This window comes from Azospirillum sp. TSO22-1, assembly GCF_003116015.1.
Taxonomy (GTDB): domain Bacteria; phylum Pseudomonadota; class Alphaproteobacteria; order Azospirillales; family Azospirillaceae; genus Azospirillum.
In genome coordinates this window covers 23,453-43,807 of record NZ_LGQZ01000108.1, presented here as the reverse complement: position 1 = coordinate 43,807, position 20,355 = coordinate 23,453, and the positions used below count along the sequence as shown (strand labels likewise).

The 20,355-nt window shown below is 67.8% G+C and carries 13 protein-coding genes; 10 read left to right on the top strand and 3 right to left on the bottom strand.

All coding sequences use genetic code 11. From position 1 onward, the window contains the following. The first annotated feature begins 16 nt into the window (after positions 1-16). Together TSO221_RS25990 and TSO221_RS25985 are read left to right on the top strand one after the other, a co-directional pair. Positions 17-715 (top strand): hypothetical protein, encoded by a 699-nt coding sequence (locus TSO221_RS25990; protein WP_109121422.1) that lies wholly within the window; start codon positions 17-19, stop codon positions 713-715. Between the two features lie 14 nt (positions 716-729). Then, entirely contained in the window at positions 730-1,233 is a 504-nt protein-coding gene (locus tag TSO221_RS25985) for a hypothetical protein (protein ID WP_109121421.1), read from the top strand. 23 nt (positions 1,234-1,256) lie between these two features. On the opposite strand, the gene TSO221_RS25980 is transcribed toward TSO221_RS25985, so the two are convergent. After that, positions 1,257-2,159, bottom strand: a complete 903-nt coding sequence (locus TSO221_RS25980) for a serine protease (protein WP_158284219.1) — start codon at positions 2,157-2,159, stop codon at positions 1,257-1,259. Between the two features lie 570 nt (positions 2,160-2,729). Here TSO221_RS25980 and TSO221_RS25975 point away from each other — a divergent pair. The 8 genes from TSO221_RS25975 to TSO221_RS25940 all read left to right on the top strand — a co-directional run bounded on the left by TSO221_RS25975 (position 2,730) and on the right by TSO221_RS25940 (position 14,086). Beyond that, positions 2,730-2,819, top strand: coding sequence for a K(+)-transporting ATPase subunit F (locus TSO221_RS25975; protein ID WP_109121419.1), 90 nt, complete (start codon positions 2,730-2,732; stop codon positions 2,817-2,819). A gap of 10 nt (positions 2,820-2,829) precedes the next feature. Further along, positions 2,830-4,539, top strand: a complete 1,710-nt coding sequence (gene kdpA, locus TSO221_RS25970) for a potassium-transporting ATPase subunit KdpA (protein WP_109121418.1) — start codon at positions 2,830-2,832, stop codon at positions 4,537-4,539. A 12-nt stretch (positions 4,540-4,551) separates the two neighbouring features. Further along, on the top strand, positions 4,552-6,678 hold the full coding sequence (gene kdpB, locus TSO221_RS25965; RefSeq protein WP_109121417.1) for a potassium-transporting ATPase subunit KdpB: 2,127 nt from the start codon (positions 4,552-4,554) through the stop codon (positions 6,676-6,678). Positions 6,679-6,688: 10 nt separating this feature from the next. Further along, positions 6,689-7,297 (top strand): K(+)-transporting ATPase subunit C, encoded by a 609-nt coding sequence (locus TSO221_RS25960; RefSeq protein ID WP_109121416.1) that lies wholly within the window; start codon positions 6,689-6,691, stop codon positions 7,295-7,297. An 11-nt stretch (positions 7,298-7,308) separates the two neighbouring features. Continuing rightward, positions 7,309-10,023, top strand: coding sequence for a sensor histidine kinase KdpD (locus tag TSO221_RS25955; RefSeq protein ID WP_109121437.1), 2,715 nt, complete (start codon positions 7,309-7,311; stop codon positions 10,021-10,023). Then, positions 10,020-10,718 carry a response regulator transcription factor gene (locus TSO221_RS25950; protein WP_109121415.1) on the top strand — a complete coding sequence of 233 codons (699 nt, stop codon included), beginning with the start codon at positions 10,020-10,022 and terminating at the stop codon, positions 10,716-10,718. Before TSO221_RS25955 ends, TSO221_RS25950 begins: the two co-directional genes overlap by 4 nt. 27 nt (positions 10,719-10,745) lie before the next feature. Then, the gene (locus TSO221_RS25945; RefSeq protein WP_109121414.1) at positions 10,746-11,201 is read left to right on the top strand and encodes a PTS sugar transporter subunit IIA; all 456 of its coding nucleotides are present in this window, start codon (positions 10,746-10,748) and stop codon (positions 11,199-11,201) included. A 269-nt stretch (positions 11,202-11,470) separates the two neighbouring features. Next, on the top strand, positions 11,471-14,086 hold the full coding sequence (locus tag TSO221_RS25940; RefSeq protein ID WP_109121413.1) for a patatin-like phospholipase family protein: 2,616 nt from the start codon (positions 11,471-11,473) through the stop codon (positions 14,084-14,086). A gap of 7 nt (positions 14,087-14,093) precedes the next feature. Here TSO221_RS25940 and TSO221_RS25935 read toward each other — a convergent pair whose 3' ends face one another. Further along, a complete protein-coding gene (locus tag TSO221_RS25935) occupies positions 14,094-16,172 on the bottom strand; it encodes a TIR domain-containing protein (RefSeq protein WP_158284218.1) in 2,079 nt (692 codons plus the stop codon). A 124-nt stretch (positions 16,173-16,296) separates the two neighbouring features. After that, complete coding sequence (locus TSO221_RS25930; protein WP_109121411.1) at positions 16,297-20,352, bottom strand: tetratricopeptide repeat protein; 4,056 nt, start codon at positions 20,350-20,352, stop codon at positions 16,297-16,299. Positions 20,353-20,355: the final 3 nt, after the last annotated feature.

Sequence of the window (20,355 nt, the reverse complement as noted above, 5' to 3'; positions counted from 1 at the left end):
GTGGGGGCCCCTGAGAATGTTGAACAACCGTAGAGCGATCCGCCGCACCGCTCTGGCGCTGGCCGTCGTCATGACGCTGTCGGCCTGCGCCGCCGGGCAGAACACCGCCACCATGACTCCGGCGGAGCAGCGGCTGCATCAGCAGGCCCAGGACTTCAACCAGACGCTGACCGAGGGCGCGGTGGCCGGCGTCGTCATCGGCGCGCTGCTGGGCGCCGCGCTTGGCGGCCGGCGCGGTGCCGCCATCGGCGCGGGCGCCGGTCTGGCCACCGGTCTGGCCGCCGGCTACGCCGTGGCCAAGCAGAAGGAGAGCTTCGCCACCGAGGAAGCCCGGCTCGACTCCATGGCTGCCGACGTGAAGGCGGACAACGCCAAACTCCAGCAGATGACCGTGACGGCGCGCGACGTGCTCGCCCAGGACCGCGACCGGATCGATCAGGTCCAGCGCGAGATGGCCGCCGGCCGCATGAACGCCGCCGAGGCCAAGCGCCGGCTCGCCAGCGTGGACAACAACGTCCAGTTCCTCACCAAGACCGTCGAGAACCTGAAGAAGAAGATCGGCGACTACAAGGAGGCGGCGATGGAGCAGCGCCAGAAGCACGTGAACACCTCGGCCATGGAAACGGAGATCCGGCAGCTGGAGGGGCAGGTGTCGAACCTGGAGATGGAGCTGGCGCAGCTCGTCACCCGCCGTCAGATCACCCGGATCGGCTGACCGGGGATCGGCCGATGACGATGAACCGGACCATGCTGGCCCTCGGCGTGCTGCTGCCGCTGGCCGCCTGCACCACCAACGACCCGACGCGCGGCGGGTTCTTCGGCGGCGTCGGCGGACTGAGCAGCGGCGCCTACACCCAGCGCATCAACGACCGCAAGACCGAGTTGGAGAACGAGCAGGACCAGCGCATCGCCAACCAGCGCGCGCTGGACCGCGCACAGCAGGAGCAGGTCGCCGTCGCCACCGAGCGCCGGCAATCGGAAGCCAAGCTGGCCTCGCTGCGCGGCGAGGTGTCGGCGCTGCGCACCAGGCTCGCCGCCAGCCAGCGCAAGGAGAAGGCGGCGAACAGCGCGCTCGCCCAGCTCCAGGACGAGGTCGACAGGCTCGATCGCGAGGTCCGGCTGGCGGAGAACGACGGCTTTTCCAGTCCCGAGGAAAAGGCACGCCGCCTTGAGCAGCTTCGGCGCAGCAAGGAACAGCTCGAACGTGAGATCCAACTGGCCATCGGCCGTTGAGACCGACCGCTGGGGACGCCGTCCTAGTCGCGACAGGGGCCGTCGGCCAGGGGCAGGCGCAGGCCGCGCTCGGCGATGAAGGCGGCGAGGTCGGCACCGGCCAGCGCGAAGCCGGCCTTGCTGCTTTCCTTGGCGTCCACCGTCATGAAGGTGTTGATTCCCACCACCCGGCCGCAGCGGTCGGTCAGCGGCCCGCCGCTGCTGCCGGAGGAGATCTGCGCGGAATGCGCGATGGTGGCGAAGCCGTGGTCGCGATTCTGCACTGCCATCACTTCGCCCCGGCTTAGCGCCAGGTCCGGGATGGCGGCGAGGTCGCCGTTGAGCAGCGCCTGAAATCGGCTGTCGTTGCTGAGCAGCAGGCCCGGGAAGCCGGCCGCCACGACCTCCTCGAGCGGGGTCACCGCGGTGGCGATGGACAGCGTCTGCGCCGCCCTTCCCCCGTCCACCCGCAAGATCGCGTAGTCCCGCCCCGCCGATCCTTCCGGCGTCGGCGGCGACATGGCGAGCACCTGCGCTCGCAGCGGCTGCGGAACCGCCTTGCCGATGACGATCACGTCGCCGTCCTCCACCTTCTCGACGACGTGGCGGTTGGTTATGATCGTGTCCGGGGTGACGAAGAACCCCGATCCCGTCATGGGCGGTGCCAGCACCAGGACCGTGGCGGCTTCCAGCCGGCGCACCAGCGCCTCGCGCGCCAACGGCTTTCCGGGCGGCAGCGTCGCTTCCTGGACCGGCACGGGACCGGCAGCGTCCCGGCCCGGCGGGCAGGGGTCGGAGTCCAGCGCCGCCTTCAGCTCGGCCGCACGCTGTTCGAGCGCACGGTTGCGATCCTCCCGCTCGTGCAGGAGCCGCGCCACGTCGGCCGGTTCAGACGGAGCGGGATCGCACGCCGCGGCCACCGTCAGGACGGGCAGCAGAACGGCCAAACGTCTCCAGGCAGTGGTTCGCATTGCAAATATCACGTGTTTTCCGGCGCCTGATTCGCCAAGAACACGCAGACGTTAACACAATGCCCCCCGACTCCCAACCATCTCCAACCGATGGAACGGCGCGGCCACGCTATCGTCGCGCAGACGGAGCAGCACCTCGCCGCCTCAAGCGGCTCACCGCCCAAGCCGTCGGCGTGACGTCGCCTGGGCGCACCTACCGGCAGGGCATCAAGCCGTTGTGAGCAGCCGTCGCGCGCGCCTCCGGTGCGACGAACGCCTCCCGGAGCGTGGCGTATACGAGTTCTATATGCGGGGGATACCTCGCCCCACCTCGAATTTATACGCGCTTCGGGCGCACCCTGATTCCGGCGGACGAGCGTCGCGAGCGACGGCGCTTTGCCTGGATAAAGGCGGGCTCGGCCGCACGCGCCAGCCCCGCCATCACGACAAACGGCGTGCCTTGGAGACCAACCATGCTCGACATCGTCGCCCTGGCGATCACCGTGGCGTTCTTCGCCGGGTCGATCGCCTACGTCCACGCCTGCGACCGGCTGTAGGGGGATTGCCATGATCCTCGACTACGCCCTTGCCGGCGTGGTGACCGCCGGCCTGCTCGCGTACCTAGTGTACGCGCTGATCCGCCCCGAACGGTTCTGAGGAGAGCCCCATGACCGCTCTCGGCTGGTTTCAGATCCTGCTCTTCGCCGCCCTGGTGGTCGCCGTCACCCGGCCGCTCGGCGGCTTCATGACGCGCGTCTTCACCGGCGAGCGCACCGTCCTGACGCCGCTGCTGCGCCCCGTCGAGCGCGGCCTCTACCGCCTTGCCGGGGTGGATGAGACGGCGGAACAGCACTGGACGGCCTACGCCGTCGCCATGCTGCTGTTCAGCGCCGCCGGCATGCTGCTGCTGTACGTGATGCAGCGCGTCCAGGACGCCTTGCCCTTCAACCCGGCCGGGATGACCGATGTGCCCGCCGACCTCGCCTTCAACACCGCCGCCAGCTTCATCACCAACACCAACTGGCAGAACTATGGCGGCGAGAGCACGATGGCCTACCTCGTGCAGATGGCCGGGCTGACCGTCCACAACACCGTCTCGGCCGCCACCGGCATCGCGCTGGCGGTGGCCCTGGTGCGCGGCTTCGCCCGCTCCTCGGCGCGCACGGTCGGCAACTTCTGGGTCGATGTGACCCGCTGCACGCTCTACGTCCTGCTGCCGATCTGCGTGGTCTACGCGCTGTTCCTGGTCTGGCAGGGCGTGCCGCAAACCTTGGGCGCCTACGTCGACGCCACCACGCTGGAGGGCGCCAAGCAGACCATCGCGCTCGGCCCCGTCGCCTCGCAGGAGGCGATCAAGATGCTGGGCACCAACGGCGGCGGCTTCTTCAACGCCAACTCGGCGCATCCGTTCGAAAACCCGAACGCGCTGACCAACCTGGTGCAGATGGTGTCGATCTTCGCGCTCGGCGCCGGGCTGACCAACCTGTTCGGCCGCATGGTCGGCGACGAGCGCCAGGGCTGGGCCATCCTCGCCGCCATGGGCGTGCTGTTTTTCGCCGGCGTCGCCGTCGCCTACTGGGCCGAGGCGCAGGGCAACCCGGCCTTCGCCGCGCTCGGCGTCGATCCCGCCGCCGGCAACATGGAGGGCAAGGAGACCCGCTTCGGCGTCGCGCTCAGCGCGCTGTTCGCCACCGTCACCACCGCGGCGTCCTGCGGCGCGGTGAACGCCATGCACGACAGCTTCATGCCGCTTGGCGGCATGGTGCCGCTGATCAACATGATGCTGGGCGAGATCATCATCGGCGGCGTCGGGGCCGGGCTCTACGGCATGCTGCTGTTCGCCATCGTCGCGCTGTTCGTCGCCGGACTGATGGTCGGCCGCACGCCCGAGTACCTCGGCAAGAAGCTGGAGGCGAGGGAGGTCAAGATGACCATGCTCGCCGTGCTGTGCCTGCCGCTGATGATGCTGGGCTGGACCGCGGTCGCCGTGGTGCTCGACACCGGCACCGCCTCCATGGCCAACGCCGGGCCGCACGGCTTCTCGGAGGCTCTGTACGCCTACGTCTCCGGCGCTGCGAACAACGGCAGCGCCTTCGCCGGACTGACCGGCAACACGCTCTGGTACAACCTGACCATCGGCATGGCGATGCTTGTCGGCCGCTTCTTCGTCATCATCCCGATGCTGGCCATCGCCGGCTCGCTGGCCGCCAAGAAGCGCGCCGTCGCTTCGGCCGGCACCTTCCCGACGCACGACGCGCTGTTCGTCGGCCTGCTGGTCGGCGTCATCCTGATCGTCGGCGGCCTGACCTTCTTCCCGGCCCTCGCCCTCGGCCCGGTGGTCGAGCACCTGGCGATGAACGCCGGCACCCTCTTCTGATCGGACACCCCCATGCACACCGTGTCGAAAGAACGCAAGCGGATGCCGGTGTCGACCATGCTCGACTCCGCCATCCTGGGCCCTGCGGTGGCCGAGTCCTTCAAGAAGCTCGACCCGCGGCGGATGGTCCGCAATCCCGTCATGTTCTGCGTCGAGGTGGTCGCGGCGCTGACCACGCTGCTGCTGCTGCGCGATCTGGCGACGGGCGCCGGCGGCACCGGCTTCGCCCTGCAGATCGTCGTCTGGCTGTGGTTCACCGTGCTGTTCGCCAACTTCGCCGAGGCGGTGGCCGAGGGGCGCGGCAAGGCGCAGGCGGCCAGCCTCCGCAAGACCAAGACCGAGACCAACGCCCGCCTGCTCGGGCCGGACGGCACCGTCAAGCAGTTCGTGCCGGCCACCAGCCTGAAGCCCGGCGACATCGTCCTGGTCGAGGCCGGCGACCTTATCCCCTCCGACGGCGAGGTGGTCGAAGGCGTCGCCTCGGTCAACGAGGCCGCGATCACGGGCGAGTCCGCGCCGGTCATTCGCGAGTCCGGCGGCGACCGTTCGGCGGTCACCGGCGGCACCCAGGTGATCTCCGACTGGATCAAGGTGCGCATCACCGCGGCGCCGGGCTCGACCTTCCTCGACCGCATGATCGCGCTGGTCGAAGGCGCGCAGCGCCAGAAGACGCCGAACGAGATCGCGCTGAACATCCTGCTGGCCGGCATGACGATCATCTTCGTCATCGCCGTGGCGACCGTCCCCAGCTTCGCCGCCTACGCCGGCGGCTCGGTCGGCGTACTGGTGCTGGTGGCGCTGTTCGTCACGCTGATCCCCACCACCATCGGCGCGCTCTTGTCGGCCATCGGCATCGCCGGCATGGACCGGCTGGTGCGCTTCAACGTGCTGGCGATGAGCGGGCGCGCGGTGGAGGCGGCCGGCGACGTGGACACGCTGCTGCTCGACAAGACCGGCACCATCACCCTGGGCAACCGGCAGGCAGCCGAATTCCTGCCGGTGACCGGGGTGAGCGAGCGCGACCTGGCCGATGCCGCCCAGCTCGCCTCGCTGGCCGACGAGACACCGGAGGGCCGCTCCATCGTCGTGCTCGCCAAGGAGGCCTACGGCATCCGCGGCCGCGAGATGGCCGAGTTGCACGCCCACTTCATCCCCTTCACGGCGCAGACCCGCATCAGCGGCATCGACACCGACGGCGTGTCGATCCGCAAGGGCGCCGTCGATGCGGTGCTGGCGCACGTCCAGAGCGGCAGGCACGCGGCGGCGGTGAGCGGTCGCGGCCCGGCGCTCCAGGCGCTCCGCCCGGCCAGCGTGGCCGAGGCCGCCGAGCGCGAGCTGATCGCCATCGCCGAGCGCGTCGCCAAGGCCGGCGGCACCCCGCTGGCGGTCGCCAGGGACGGCCGGCTGCTCGGCGTCATCCACCTGAAGGACATCGTCAAGGGCGGTATCCGCGAGCGCTTCGCGGCGCTGCGGCAGATGGGCATCAAGACGGTGATGATCACCGGCGACAACCCGATGACCGCCGCCGCCATCGCCGCCGAGGCCGGGGTGGACGACTTCCTGGCGCAGGCGACGCCGGAGGCCAAGCTGCAGCTCATCCGCGACGAGCAGGCCCGGGGGAAGCTGGTCGCCATGTGCGGCGACGGCACCAACGACGCGCCGGCGCTGGCGCAGGCCGACGTCGGCGTGGCGATGAACACCGGCACCATGGCGGCGCGCGAGGCCGGCAACATGGTCGACCTCGACAGCGACCCGACCAAGCTCATCGAGATCGTCGAGATCGGCAAGCAGCTGCTGATGACCCGCGGCGCCCTGACCACCTTCTCGATCGCCAACGACGTGGCGAAGTACTTCGCCATCATCCCGGCGATGTTCCTCGCCTTCTACCCGCAGCTCCAGGCGCTCAACGTCATGGGACTGGCGAGCCCGCAGAGCGCCATCCTCTCGGCGATCATCTTCAACGCGCTGATCATCGTCGCGCTGATCCCGCTGTCGCTGAAGGGCGTGGCGTACCGGGCGGTCGGCGCCGCCAGCCTGCTGCGCCGCAACCTGCTGATCTACGGCCTGGGCGGTCTCGTCGTCCCGTTTGTCGGCATCAAGGCGATCGACCTGATCGTCACCGCCATCGGCCTCGTCTGAGGATTCTGCCATGCTCAAGGAACTGCGTCCCGCGCTGGTGATGACCGCCGCTCTGACGGTGATCACCGGCCTCGTCTACCCGCTCGCCGTCACCGGCGTCGCCCAGGGCCTCTTCGGGCATCAGGCCAACGGCAGCCTGATCGTGAAGGACGGTGCCGTGATCGGCTCCGAGCTGATCGGCCAGCCCTTCACCGGCGAGCGCTACTTCCAGCCCCGCCCGTCGGCAACCACCGGCCCCGATCCGGCGGATCCGGCCAAGTCGGTGGCGGCTCCCTACAACGCCGCCAACTCGATGGGCTCCAACCTCGGCCCGACCAGCAAGGCGCTGGTCGAGCGCGTGCAGGCCGACGCCGAGCGGCTCAAGGCGGAGAATCCGAGCGCGCCGGTGCCGGTCGATCTCGTCACCACTTCGGGCAGCGGGCTCGACCCCGATCTCTCGCCGGCCGCAGCCGACTTCCAGGTGCCACGCGTCGCCAGGGCGCGCGGGCTTTCCGAGGAGCAGGTCCGCCGGCTGGTCGAGGCGCACACCGCGCCGCGTCTGCTCGGCCTGCTCGGCGAGCCGACGGTCAACGTGCTGAAGCTCAACCTCGCCCTGGATGCGGCCGCCGCCGGGCGGTAGGCTTCCCGATGATGACGGACGAACTGCCCGAACGCGCCATCCGCCCCTCGCCCGACGCATTGCTGCGTCAGGCCGAGCGGGAGGAGCGCGGCCGGCTCAAGATCTTCCTCGGCGCCGCGCCCGGCGTCGGCAAGACCTACGAGATGCTGCAGACGGCGCACGCCAAGCGCCGCGAGGGCATCGACCTCGTGGTCGGCATCGTCGAGACGCACGGCCGGCGCGAGACCGAGGCGCTGGTCGCCGGCCTGGAGGTCGTGCCACGCCGCAAGGTCGCGTACAAGGAGCGCGTCCTCGATGAGATGGACCTGGACGCCATCCTGGCCCGGCGGCCGCGGATCGTCCTGGTCGATGAGCTGGCTCACACCAACGCGCCGGGTAGCCGCCACGCCAAGCGCTACCTCGACGTCGAGGAACTGCTGGCGGCGGACATCGACGTCTACACGACGCTGAACATCCAGCACGTCGAGAGCCTCAACGACGTGGTCGCCAAGATAACTCGTGTCCGCGTTCGCGAGACGGTGCCGGATTCCATCCTCGACCGCGCCGACGACATCGAGATCATCGACCTCACGCCCGACGACCTGATCCAGCGCCTGAAGGAGGGCAAGGTCTACGTGCCGCGCACGGCGGAGCGCGCGATCCGCCATTACTTCTCACCCGGCAACCTGACGGCGCTGCGCGAGCTGGCGCTGCGGCGCACGGCGCAGCGGGTGGACGAGCAGTTGCTGACCCACATGCAGGCGCACGCCATATCCGGCCCCTGGGCGGCCGGCGAGCGCCTGCTGGTGTGCGTCAACGAGGACCCGAACGTCGCCGCGATGGTGCGCTACGCCCGCCGGCAGGCGGAGCGGCTGCGCGCACACTGGACGGCAGTCCACGTCGAGACGACGCGGGCGCTGCGGCTCAGCGAGACCGAACGCGACCGCATCGCCGACGCCCTGCGGCTGGTCGAGCGCCTCGGCGGCGAGGCGGTGACGATCCCCGGCGCCGACGTCGCAACCACCGTCGTCGAGTACGCGCGGGCCAACAACGTCACCCACATCGTCATCGCCAAGTCGGGCCGGCCGCGCTGGTCGGAGCTGCTGCACGGTTCGGTGGCGCACGACCTGATCCGCCGCGCCGGCGACATCAGCGTGCACGTGATCGCCGGCGACGCCGGCGAGCCGATCCCGCCGAAGACGGTGAAGACCGCCCCGACGCCGCGCAAGCCGGTCGAGTGGTGGCCCTATCTGGCGAGCACCGCCTATGTGGTGGCGGCGCTCGGCGTCGGGCATGTGCTGCGGCTGGTGCTCGACCTCAGCAACATCGCGCTGGTGTTCCTGACCGCGGTGCTGGCCAGCGCGGTCACTGGTGGCCTGGGGCCGTCGCTCTACGCCAGCCTGGCCAGCGTGCTGGCCTTCAATTTCTTCTTCCTGCCGCCACTGCACACCTTCACCATCGCCGACCCCGAGAACATCGTTGCGCTGTTCTTCTTCGCCGTGGTGGCGGTGATCGCCAGCAACCTGGCGGCCCGCGTGCGCGCCCAGGCGGTGACGGCCCGCCAGCGCGCCAAGACCACCGAGGACCTGTACCTGTTCAGCCGCAAGCTGGCCGGCGTCGTCACCATGGACGACCTGTTGTGGGCCACCGCCTACCAGATCGCCGCGATGCTGAAGGTGCGGGTCGTCCTGCTGCTGCCGGAGGGCGAGACAGTGGCGGTGCGCGCCGGCTACCCGCCGGAGGACGTCATCGAGGATGCCGATCTGGCGGCGGCGAAATGGGCGTGGGAGAACAACCGGCCGGCCGGCGCCGGCGCCGACACGCTGCCGGGCGCCAAGTGGCTGTTCCTGCCGATGCGGACCGGCCGCGGAGCGGTCGGCGTGGTGGGAATCGACACCGGCAAGCCCGGCACCCTGCTCACCCCGGACCAACGGCGGCTGCTGGACGCGCTGATCGATCAGGCGGCGCTGGCCATCGAGCGGGTCACCCTCGCCGAGGACGTCGACCGTGCCCGGCTGGCGGCGGAGACCGAGCGGCTGCGCTCGGCGCTGCTCACCTCCATCTCGCACGACCTGCGCACGCCGTTGGCCTCGATCCTCGGCTCGGCCACCAGCCTCAACAGCTACGGGCCGATGCTCGACGAGGCGGCCCGCAAGGACCTTGCGGCGACGATCCAGGATGAGGCGGAGCGCCTGAACCGCTTCATCGCCAACCTCCTGGACATGACGCGGCTGGAATCGGGGGCGGTCCGGCCGCGCACCCTGCCGGTCGATCTGGCCGAGGTGGTCGGCAGCGCCCTGGAGCGGGCCGGCAAGATCCTCGCCGGGCACCGGGTCGAGGTCGATCTCGCCGCCGACCTGCCGATGCTGGAGCTCGATTCCGTGCTGTTCGAGCAGGTGCTGTTCAACCTGCTGGACAACGCCGCCAAGTACGCACCGGCCGGCTCGCTCATCGGGGTGCGGGCGTGGCGCGAGGGCGGCCGCGTGCGCATCGAGGTGCAGGACGAGGGCGACGGTATCCCACCGGCGGACCTGGAACGGATCTTCGACAAGTTCTACCGTGTTCACGCGCAGGACCGGCAGCGGGCGGGCACCGGGCTCGGCCTCGCCATCTGCCGCGGCTTCGTCGAGGCGATGGGCGGCACCATCGCGGCCGGGAACCGCCGCGACCGGGCGGGGGCCCTGTTCACCCTCACGCTTCCGCCCGCCGCCGAGGTGCCCAGGATGGAGGAGGAGATGGCGCCATGAGGTCGGACTCGACGCCGGTGCGGGTGCTCATCGTCGATGACGAGCCCTCAATCCGCCGCTTCCTGCGCACCAGCCTGTCGGTGCAGGGCTACGACATCACCGAGGCGGACGACGGCGCCAGGGCGCTGGACGAGGTGCGCCGCCGTACGCCCGACCTCATCGTGCTCGATCTCGGGCTGCCGATGATGGACGGGCAGGAGGTGATCCGGCGGCTGCGCGCCGACGGCGCGACGCTTCCCATCATCGTGCTGTCCAGCCGCATGGACGAGGCCGGCAAGGTGGAGGCGCTCGACCTCGGCGCCGACGACTACGTGACCAAGCCGTTCGGCGTGGACGAACTGCTGGCGCGCATCCGGGCCGCGCTGCGCCACCGGCTGCAGCAGCAGGGCGAGCGGCCGGTGTTCCGCAGCGGCGACCTGACGGTCGATCTGGTGCGGCGGCTGGTCACGGTGCGCGGGGTGGAGGTGAAGCTGTCGCCCAGGGAATACGACCTGCTGCGCCTGCTGGTGGCGCATGCCGGCAAGGTGCTGACGCACCGCTTCATCCTCAAGGAGGTCTGGGGCGGCGAGACCGACATCCAGTACCTGCGCATCTACATCCGCCAGCTGCGCCAGAAGATCGAACCGGATCCCGAGCGCCCCTGGCACATCCAGACCGAGACCGGCGTCGGCTATCGCCTGCGCGCGTCGGATTGAGACACGCCGTCCAACGAAAGAGCGGCCATGGACGTTGCCGACCTTCTGCCCCCCGACCGCGTCATCGCGAAGCTGCCGGCGGGCGACAAGCCGACGCTGCTGGCCGACCTCGCCCGCCGCGCCGCCGCCGCGACCGGGCTGCCGCAGCCGGCGATCCTGCAGGCTCTCAAAGCGCGGGAAGCCTTGGGCTCAACCGGTGTCGGCAGCGGCGTGGCGATCCCGCACGCCCGCATTCCCGGCATCGAATGCTTTTTCGGGCTGTTCACCCGTCTGGAGCGGCGGATCGATTACGATGCGGTGGACGAGCAGCCCGTGGACCTCGTCTTCCTGCTCCTGGTGCCGCCGCACGCGGCGAACGAGCATCTGCAGGCGCTTGCGTGCATCTCGCGGCGGCTGCGGGACCAGGCCGTGTCGGCCCGTCTGCGGCGGACGACCGATGCCGAGACACTCTACGCGACGCTGGTTGGACGAGACGGCCCGTGACCGGAACGGTTTCAAAGTCGTGATGCGTGCGATCCCCGGCATCAACCCGGAGCGGTTCATGGCGCCGTTCACAGAGCGCCTGCTGCCGAACATCCGGAACCGATTCTGGCCTTCGATCCGGGCGTCCAGTTCTTCGCGGCGGTGAACGCGGCCAGACGAACCGTCACGCGGGTGAATGGCAAAATCGTCAATGGTATCCGATTCTACGACGCCGCCATTTCTGTTATGCTGCGCGGAGGCTTCTCAACGTCAGCGCGCAACCGATGACAATGGCAGATCAGGCTGCCCAGACTTGGCGGGACCGTCTCGAAAAATACAACGGCTCGAACGAGCTGTTCGACGCGGCGTTCCTGGCCCAATGGGGTGGCGAAACGTGGTTTCCTCAGCCAGCCGACAAGATCGCGGCGGCGGCGCTGCACACGCAGATCATGTCGCGGATCACCGTCCAGCGGTTGGGCTACAGCGACGGCGTGGAGGCGACGGCCCTCGACAGCGTCTACAAGCTGTTCGAGAAAGCCCGGGACATCGTCGACAGGAACTTCGGCTGCAAGCACTTCGAGGCGATCGCCTGGCATGTGCTGAACACGCATGTCCGGCCGTTCACCGCGAAGTGGCACTGGCGCAGCCAAGCGGGGGAGTTGGGTGCCGTCGATGCCACGGACGAGTTCCGCGCCGAACTCGGCTCTCTTCAGAAGAAACTGCGCGACTTCGACCGGCTGCTGGTCGAGATGCGCGACGGCGAGCCGCCGCCCCCGGCGCCGGACGCCACGCTGGCTTCGGCCATCCTCAACGATCTGAACGGGCCGCTGCGCTGGGGTGTCCGTCCGGTGGGGGCGCTGACGCCCGGTCAGGCCTGGAGGATCAACAGAGCTGAACGGGCTTGCATCAAGCGGCGCCAGCAAGCCGACGAGGAGGCAGGAACCCGGGGATACGCGACAGGTCTCGCGCTGTCCGGCGGCGGCATCCGTTCGGCGACCTTTTCGCTGGGCGTGCTGGCAGCGCTGGCGAAACGGGATGTGCTCAAGCACATCGATTATCTCTCCACCGTGTCGGGGGGAGGCTATCTCGGTGCATTCCTGACCACCTTCCTGGCGGCGGGCGGGCGCGCCGGCAAGATCGGATTGAAACCGCAACAGCTTCCGTTCCTTCGCGAAGGCGGGGAATCGGCCGCGCTCCGTCACATACGCCACAACAGCCGCTATCTCCTCACCGGCTCGCTCGGTGAACGCTTCTCCATGATTCTCTCGATGTTCGTGGGAATGGCGCTCAATGCCGCAGCCGTTCTGGCGTTGGTTGCCCTGGTGGCGTCGGTCGAATTTCTCGGCCGGGGGCTCCTGCCTTCGTGGACAATGGTGTCCGCGATCCCGTCCTGGCTGGCGCTGCCGGCCGCTCTTGCCGTCCTGTGGGGAATTCTCAGACTGCGGGCGGGCGACGGCTGGCTGCGATGGCTGGCGCTGGCGATCCTGTATGTGGCAGGAGGGGCGCTGGGCGTCCTGCTGTTCGGACGGAGCATGGCCGCGCTGCGCGACGTCTATACGGCCGACGGCGTCGGGCCGGCCGTTCTAACCATCACCGCCATCGCCACGATTGCCGCGCCGGTGATCCTCGCTGCGTCCGGACGCCGGTCCGGATGGCCGCGGATTGTGCTCGCAATCCTGGCGTCGGTGTCGGCCCCGCTGTTCCTCATCGCCTGTGAACTGGGATTCTACCAACTGCTCGGCTCCCCCGTGAGCGGCTGGTGGCATGGGCTGATCGGCCTGGCGCTCAGCGTCCTGATCCTGTGCCTCGTGTGGTTCGTGGATGTGAACGTCACGTCCCTGCACCGTCACTACCGTGACAAGCTGGCCGGCGCTTTTCTGATCCAACCGGCGGCATCGCCGACGGGCGAGCAGCCGTTCGACGCCGCAGTGCCGGTCAAGCTCACGTCCATCGAGCCGGGCTTCAATGGCCCCTATCCGCTGTTCAACGCGGCGCTGAACGTTCCGGGATCGCGGAACTCGGCCATGCAGGGGCGACTCACCGACTTCTTCCTGTTCAGCCCGGCGTTCTGCGGCAGCCCGATCACCGGCTACATCCCGACGAGACGGTGGGAGGAGGCCAATCCCAAGCTCACGCTGGCCACGGTCATGGCCATTTCCGGCGCCGCCGTGTCGTCGCAGATGGGGCTGGCGACCTCCTCGTACCTCCGGTTCTGGCTTGCGCTCCTCAACGTGCGCCTCGGATACTGGCTGGGGAAGCCGCCGGCCGAAGGACAGGCCTCCCCGGTCCGGCGACCCGGCCTGCTCTGCCTGTCTCAGGAAATGACCGGGAGCATGCACGAGAACGGCGATCACTTGTATGTCTCCGACGGCGGGCACATCGAGAATCTCGGCGTCTACGAACTGTTGCGCCGCCGCTGCAAATGCATCATCGCCGTGGATGGTGAACAGGACCCGCTCATGACTTTTCATGGGTTGGCGAACCTGCAGCGGATGGCCAAGATTGATTTTGACATCGACATCGAGATCGATCTGAACGATCTGCGGCTGAACACGAAGGGGGTCAGCCGCTCGCACTTCGTCTTCTGCCGCATCCGCTACCCCAAGGACGCGCTGCAGCAGGAAGACGCGACCGGGTATCTCCTGTACCTCAAGCTGTCGCTGACCGGGAACGAAGGCGAGTTCCTGCGGCGCTACAAGCTGGACGAACCGGACTTCCCGCACCATTCCACCGCCGACCAGTTCTTCACGGAGGCGCAGTTCGAGGCCTACCGCTCGCTCGGCGAGCATGTCGGGGAAAAACTGTTCCTGCCCGCCATCATCGGAGAGGTCGCCCAGGACGAGCACGTCGATTTCGTCCGGTGGTTCGCCGCCATCGGGGACAGCCTGCTTCCGCCCGACACCTGAAGGGGCTTCAAGCCTGACGAGGGGGAGGCGTCTGCGTCAGTCCCCGCATGATCAGGTGGACGGCGGCATCGACGCTCGCCGTGGTGAACAGGATGCGGTTCTCCTCCTCGCTCAGGCCATTGGCGGCCGACAGACCGGAAAGTCCGTACCGGTTCAGTTCGGCCGTCACGGCGGCGTAATCGATGGGCGGCAGGCCGAGCGCGGGCTCCCGTGTCCGTACGGCGTCGTAGTAGCGCAGCGTCTCGGCATAGTCCGGCGAGCGGGCTTCCTGGTAGGCGCGGGTCAGCTCGTCCGGTTGTTCGCCGGCCAGAGCCCGGGCCACCAGGCGGGCGCCGCCGCCGAAGCCGCCCAGCACATACACGGGATGGCCGGCGCGGGTGGCCAGCAGCACCTCCTCGACGATTCCCGGCAGGAACCCGACGAACCCGTGCGGCTTGCCGCCCAGCACGACCCGCGCCCCGGTCGCGTCGATGTTCCGTTGGCGCATGGCGCCGAGGCTGCGGCCGAGCGCGTAACGGCCCTGCGCCGTTGCCGCCAGCCGGCCGACGTGCCCGGGCCCCGGGATGTCGCCCAGCGCCAGCGCATCGGCTGGTGGCGGGCATCTCTCGACCGTCAGCATGTCCTGGCGCAGCACGCGCCAGTTCGCATCGACCTCCTCGTCCCACGGCCATGGGGTGTGATTGACCAGCGGCGGCAGCGTAAGGCCTACGCGATTGTAGGCTCCGATCATGTCATACAGCGCTTGGGTGAGCGACTTGTCATTCAGGACACCGCCGTAGTGCAGCGTGGCGCCGGCCGCCAGTGTCTGGCGAGCGATCACGCGCATGGCATCCTCGATGTGCTGGGACAGGCCCAGCGCCTTCTGCTCGGCCGCGTCGCCGGGCGACAGGGACAGGCCGAGGTGAAGATGGTCGAGCCGCTTCTGCCAGAGGCTGGTCGGGGTGACGAACGTGGCGCCGAACGGGGCCAGGTCGTCGGCCTCCTCAGCGGCCATCATGGGGTCGGGATGCAGCAGGACCGGCGGTTCGGACGTTGCGCCTCCGGCCTTCTTCTTCCGGGCGTCCGCTATGATGGCCGCGAGGTCGCGCGCTTCCGGCGGGCGGGTGAGCAGGATGGCGCTGTCGGGAACCAGCTTGGCCTGCTGCAGCATGGTGAGTTGCAGGTTGGCGTAGAGAAAGCGGACGATCTCGAGGGCGATGACGTTGACCACGCCCTCCAGGCGGGGCCCATTCAGGTCATCGGGCGTCACCCGTTCACTCGGCAGGTGCGCAAGCAGCGGCGTCGAGCGGGGCTCCCGCCGAGACAGCGCGTCCAGCACCACCATGGGACGGCGATGGCGCTTTGCCAGCGCCAACTCCTTACGGCACCATGGGCTGGAGACATAACGGTCGGTGCGGATGCAGACCAGCGCCGCGTCCTGGATCTCGGCCTCCAGCACCGTGTTGAGTTCATCACCCGGGGTGATCGACACCTCGTCGAAGAAGCGCTCGACCGTCAACGTGTCGAGATGGCGCTTGAGGGCCTCCGCGATCGGCAGGCCGGTCTCGTCGCGCTTGGTGTGGCTGAGGAAGAGCTTGATCGGGGCGGCACCGAGCGCGGCCGCCGCGCCGCTTCGCGGGCGGTTCGCCAGCAGCCGGCAGCAGGCGAGCAGAACCTCCCGCATCACCCGCTCCTCGAATCGCTGGTCGGCGGGGTCGATGCGGACGGACAGGCGCGTCCCCCGGAGACCGCCCATCGAGAGATCGAAGCAGATCATCGCCGCGTTGCGGCCCTTGCCCGCGACCTCTTTCTGGCATTGGTCGAGGTAGGCCATCCAGGCGCGGTCCTCGATCATCTCGGCGGTGACCAGCGCGATGCGGAGGTCGAGTTTGGTGTCGGACAACTCGATCGGACGCGGCACGCCCGTGGGCACACGGGGATCGGCGCCGGCGCATCGGAAGAACACCGGAATGCCCACCCCTGGCAACAGCGGCTGATCGGGGTCCCGGTTGAGCGCGACGTAGATGCGCTCGGCAACCGGCCGGCACGCCGCGTCGCTCGCCGGATGCCAGAGAACGTGGACCTGCATTGGGATGGGGTACGTCATCGAACACTCCGGAGCGCCTGCGTCCATCATATGGGGTTGTCCCTGGCCATGGACGACACGATGCGGCGCCGTTGCCATGTCGATATGGCCCGACCGCCGTCCGCGGCCCGCGAGGAGCTCGCTTCTATTCGAGCGCCTTCTGCTGAATGACCGTCACGTCCATCCCCGGGTCGGCGCTGTCTGATTCGGCATCGGACATCATCTCCAGCAGGCGGCGAAGTGAAACTGAGTTCTGATACTCCGTTCCCGTCTTCTCGCTGATCTTCAGGGCGGTAGCCGCCAAGTCCCGCGCCTGGCCCAGGTCGCCTTGCTGCCGCAAGGTTATGGCTAGATTGGCCATAGTGGACAACGTGTCCAGATGCTCGTCGCCGAGGGTCTGCCGACGTTGCGCCAGCACCTCCTCCTGGAGCGCCAGCGCTTCGGAGAAATCGCCCTGTTCCCGCAGAGTCGAGGCCAAATTGCTTAAAAAAACCAGCGTGTCCGGGTGCTCCCCGCCCAGCGACGTGCGGCAGATGTGAACCGCCTCCTCCAATAGCTCCCGCGCTCTGTCGAGGTAACCTTGATGCCGCAGAGTTGCGGCAAGATTGTGCATGATCGCCAATGTGTACGGGTGTTCCTCGCCCAGCACCTTCCGACACATATAAAATGCTGACTCCTGAAGCGCCATCGCTGCACGGAAGTCGCCTTTGTACGACAAGGTGGAGGCCAGATTAGACGTGGAGATCAGCGTATCGGGATGTTCATCGCCAAGCGTCCGGCGGCGGATGGACAGTACCTGCTCCTGGGCGAGTTGCGCCCCGCTCAGGTCACCCTGCTGCGACAGGATGGAGGCCAGATTGTTCAGGGAGACCAGTGTATCCGGGTGCTCCTCACCCAAGGTCCGGCGGGACACTGCCAGAGCCTTTTCCTGAATCATCCGCGCCCCGTTCAAATCGCCCTGCAGCGAGAGGGTCGAGGCCAGATTGCGCAGCGAAGCCAACGTTTCCGGATGCTCGTCGCCGAGCACGCGGAGGCGGACGGACAGCACCCGCTCGTCCAGCGCGCGAGCCGCGGAAAGGTCACCCAACCTTGAAAGAGTCACAGCAAGATTGTTCATGGCCGCGAGGGTGTGCGGATGCTCCTCGCCCAGAATGCGGCGCCGGGCTTCCAACTGCCGCTCCCAGCCGGCGCGGGCCGCGCGATAGTCGCCGCGTTCGAAATCGTACCGACCAACCAGACCGACCAAGGTTATGGTCGCGGCATCCTCCGCCTGCTCGCACAGGGCGCGGGCATGCGGCAGCCAGTCGGTCAGACCCGCATGAGCGCGCGCATCTTCAACCCGTTGCAACACCGTGTTCAGCACCTCCACCGCCGCTGCCCGCAACGCGGGCACGGGCGGGAACCGGTACCGGACGGCACGGCTGACCAGCGAGTGGACCCGCAGGCCGAGGTTGGCGGCGAACTGGCCCAAGGACTCGCGTTCCACCGCGGCAAGGGCACGCAAGGCCTGCCTGCGGCCGCGTCTCTCATCCGTCTCGAGGCGCGCGAAGACGGCAAAGATCAATTCGTTTGGAATTGGTTCCGCCGCGATCAGACTGGCAAGCTGCAGCACCTGCAGACCCGACGGTTCGAGCCGCTCGACGCTTCGCAACAGGGTCGCGGCGATGCTGGACTCATGGCCGTCTATCAAAGAGATCTCAGCAGCCAGATCGAGGACGTCGGCGGACTGATCGCCCAACTGCTCCAGGAAATCCGAGTAGCCCATCAGGGCAACCGCAGAGCCTGCCACATCGAGCGCCAAGGCGTGGTTGCCTAGCATCCGTGCGATCTCCTCGGCGTGGCGACGTTCGCCATCCGTGCGCGGTGGATGCTTTCGTGTCAGAAGCGCCAATGCCTCGTCTGGGCTGAGCGTGTTCAGGGACAGGGTGCTGAAGGTTCCCTCGAACTTGGAGCCGCGGGTGGTGATGAGCGTGCTTCCATTGGCGGTGGGGGCGAGCCACTTGACGAATTCATCGCCGTTCGCCGTGCTGAGAAGGTCGTCGACAATCCAGAGATACGGCCCCAAGCCCAGCAGGTGTTGTTCCAGCAGCCCCCTGACCCGCTCGACCGGCAGGTCGGCCACGGGCAAATCCAGATGCATGGCGACGTCGACGACTTGACGCGCGAAATCGTCGCCGGCGGCGTTCAGCCAGAAGATCCCGCCGGGATACGCCATGCTGAAGCGCAGCGCGTATTCCTCGGCCAGCAGCGATTTGCCGATGCCGCCCAAGCCCTGCACCATGACCGTCCTCGCACGGCTGTCCCCGAGGAGGGCCGCGGATCTTCCGCGCAGGATGCCGTGCAGCCGCCACATTTCGACCGAACGCCCGACGAAGCGGCTGGACGACAGGCGCCGCGGGCCATGCCATTTCCCGCCCGTGAGCGGAACGACGGCGCCCAATGGTGCGGACACCGCCGCCGCACGCTCCGCGATCCACCGGGAGGTTGCTTCCACGTCGTCCTTGCGCAGCAGGTGTGAGTCCCTCAGTTCAGGCGGAAGGATGTGCGCGTCGTCACCTTCGGGATTGATCACGACAACTCGGGACGACACGGATCCTTCCGCCGCTCCGGCGAGGCAGGCGGCCGTCAGTTCCCATTGACGGTTGCGAGAGATGGCATAGTGCCGGGAATACCACGCCACCAGTATCTTGCTGGTTCCCAGCGCCTCGTTCAGCCTTGTTGCAATGCCCGCTTCGTCCTGAAAGTCCTGCCGGTTGAGGAACACCGAGACGCCGCGGCGACGGAGTGCCTCAAGCACCGGCGCGATTTCCGCCTCGTCGGTGTGCGAACAGCTCAGGTAGACGTCGTGGCTTGCCGTGCTGAGTTCGGAGCGGCGCAACTGGGCCAACTTCTCGAATCGGGTGCGCCGGCGGTTTTCCAGCAAGTTCCACCGTTCCTTCACATGGCGCAGGAGCGGCACGAAGTCATCGCACAGCGCCTCGTCGGCGATGGTGATCGTTCCGGCATCCTGGCGGAGCGCCCCGGTCTGCAGCAGCCGGTCCACCCAGCCCTGCTCGTCGCCTGACGAAAAGTAGTCCATGGGCCGAGGAACGCCCTGGATCTTGTTCTCGTCGCTCAACTCGATCAGGGTCAGGAAGAGGTCCAGAACCCGCTCCGGCTCACCCTCGTTCAAGCCGGCGAACAACGCCTCCAGCCGTTCCCGTGTCGCCACCCGGGCGTTTTCGCGCCTCGCCGTTTCCAGGTCGTCGCTCGCGGCAAACTGAACGATCAGGCGCTCCAGAAAGTCCTCATAAGCACTGGTCATCGACAGCCGGTCGGGATGCTCGTCGCGCACCGCGATGGTTTCGCCGTAGGCATAGTAAGGGACATGCGGGATCTGGACCTGATTAAAATAGTCCGTCAGATCGCACATCTCCAGATCGTATATCTTCTTGAAGAGTTCCTCAAACAACGGCTGGAAGGCGACGCCTTCAGCCTCGAACCGCCATTGCTTCTTAAGATCCGGGTGGGTCGGCTCGATCCTCGATGGCAGGGGAAAGACGCCAAGCGGCCTCGGATCACCCGAGGTGATGCGATAGTCGATCACTCTCTCGACCATGCGCTGGATTCCGAGCAAGCTCTGTCGGTTGGTGGTGAACACAACGACCAGCTTGTCGGGCATCAGCATGGTGCAGATACCACTGGTGTCGGTCAGACCGGTGCGTGAGTCGATCAGCACATAATCGAATTGGCTGGCCAAGCGACGGCCGAAGGCGTGGAACAGGTAGGGAGAGCGATTGAACAGGCCTTCCCAGTCGAAGCGGGCGATCCGGCTCGGATAGGAGTCATCAAAGCGGCCAGCCTTTATTAGGTGCAGCCCCGGAGTCTCCGCTGGCAGAAAGTATTCATGAAGCGGAAGATTGGCGACGCTTCCCTCTGCTGCCTTCCAATTCTCTGGATTTCCCTCTTGCGGCACGATGTCATCAAGGTATTCGAACAAGTCGATAATACCCGGAAACTGATTCAGCCGCGCTTCCTCCGCCATTTCTGGTTTGAGGAGTGGAGCAAAGAAGCGGTGTAGCCCCGGGGCTTCAAGATCCCAATCGATGGCTAAGACCGACTTTCCCTGCTTGAGCAAGAGGCACGCAATGTTGGCCAGAGTCATGCTCCGCCCGGTGCCGCCTTTGTATGAATAGAATGTGATAATATTCCCCGCCGCCATGCC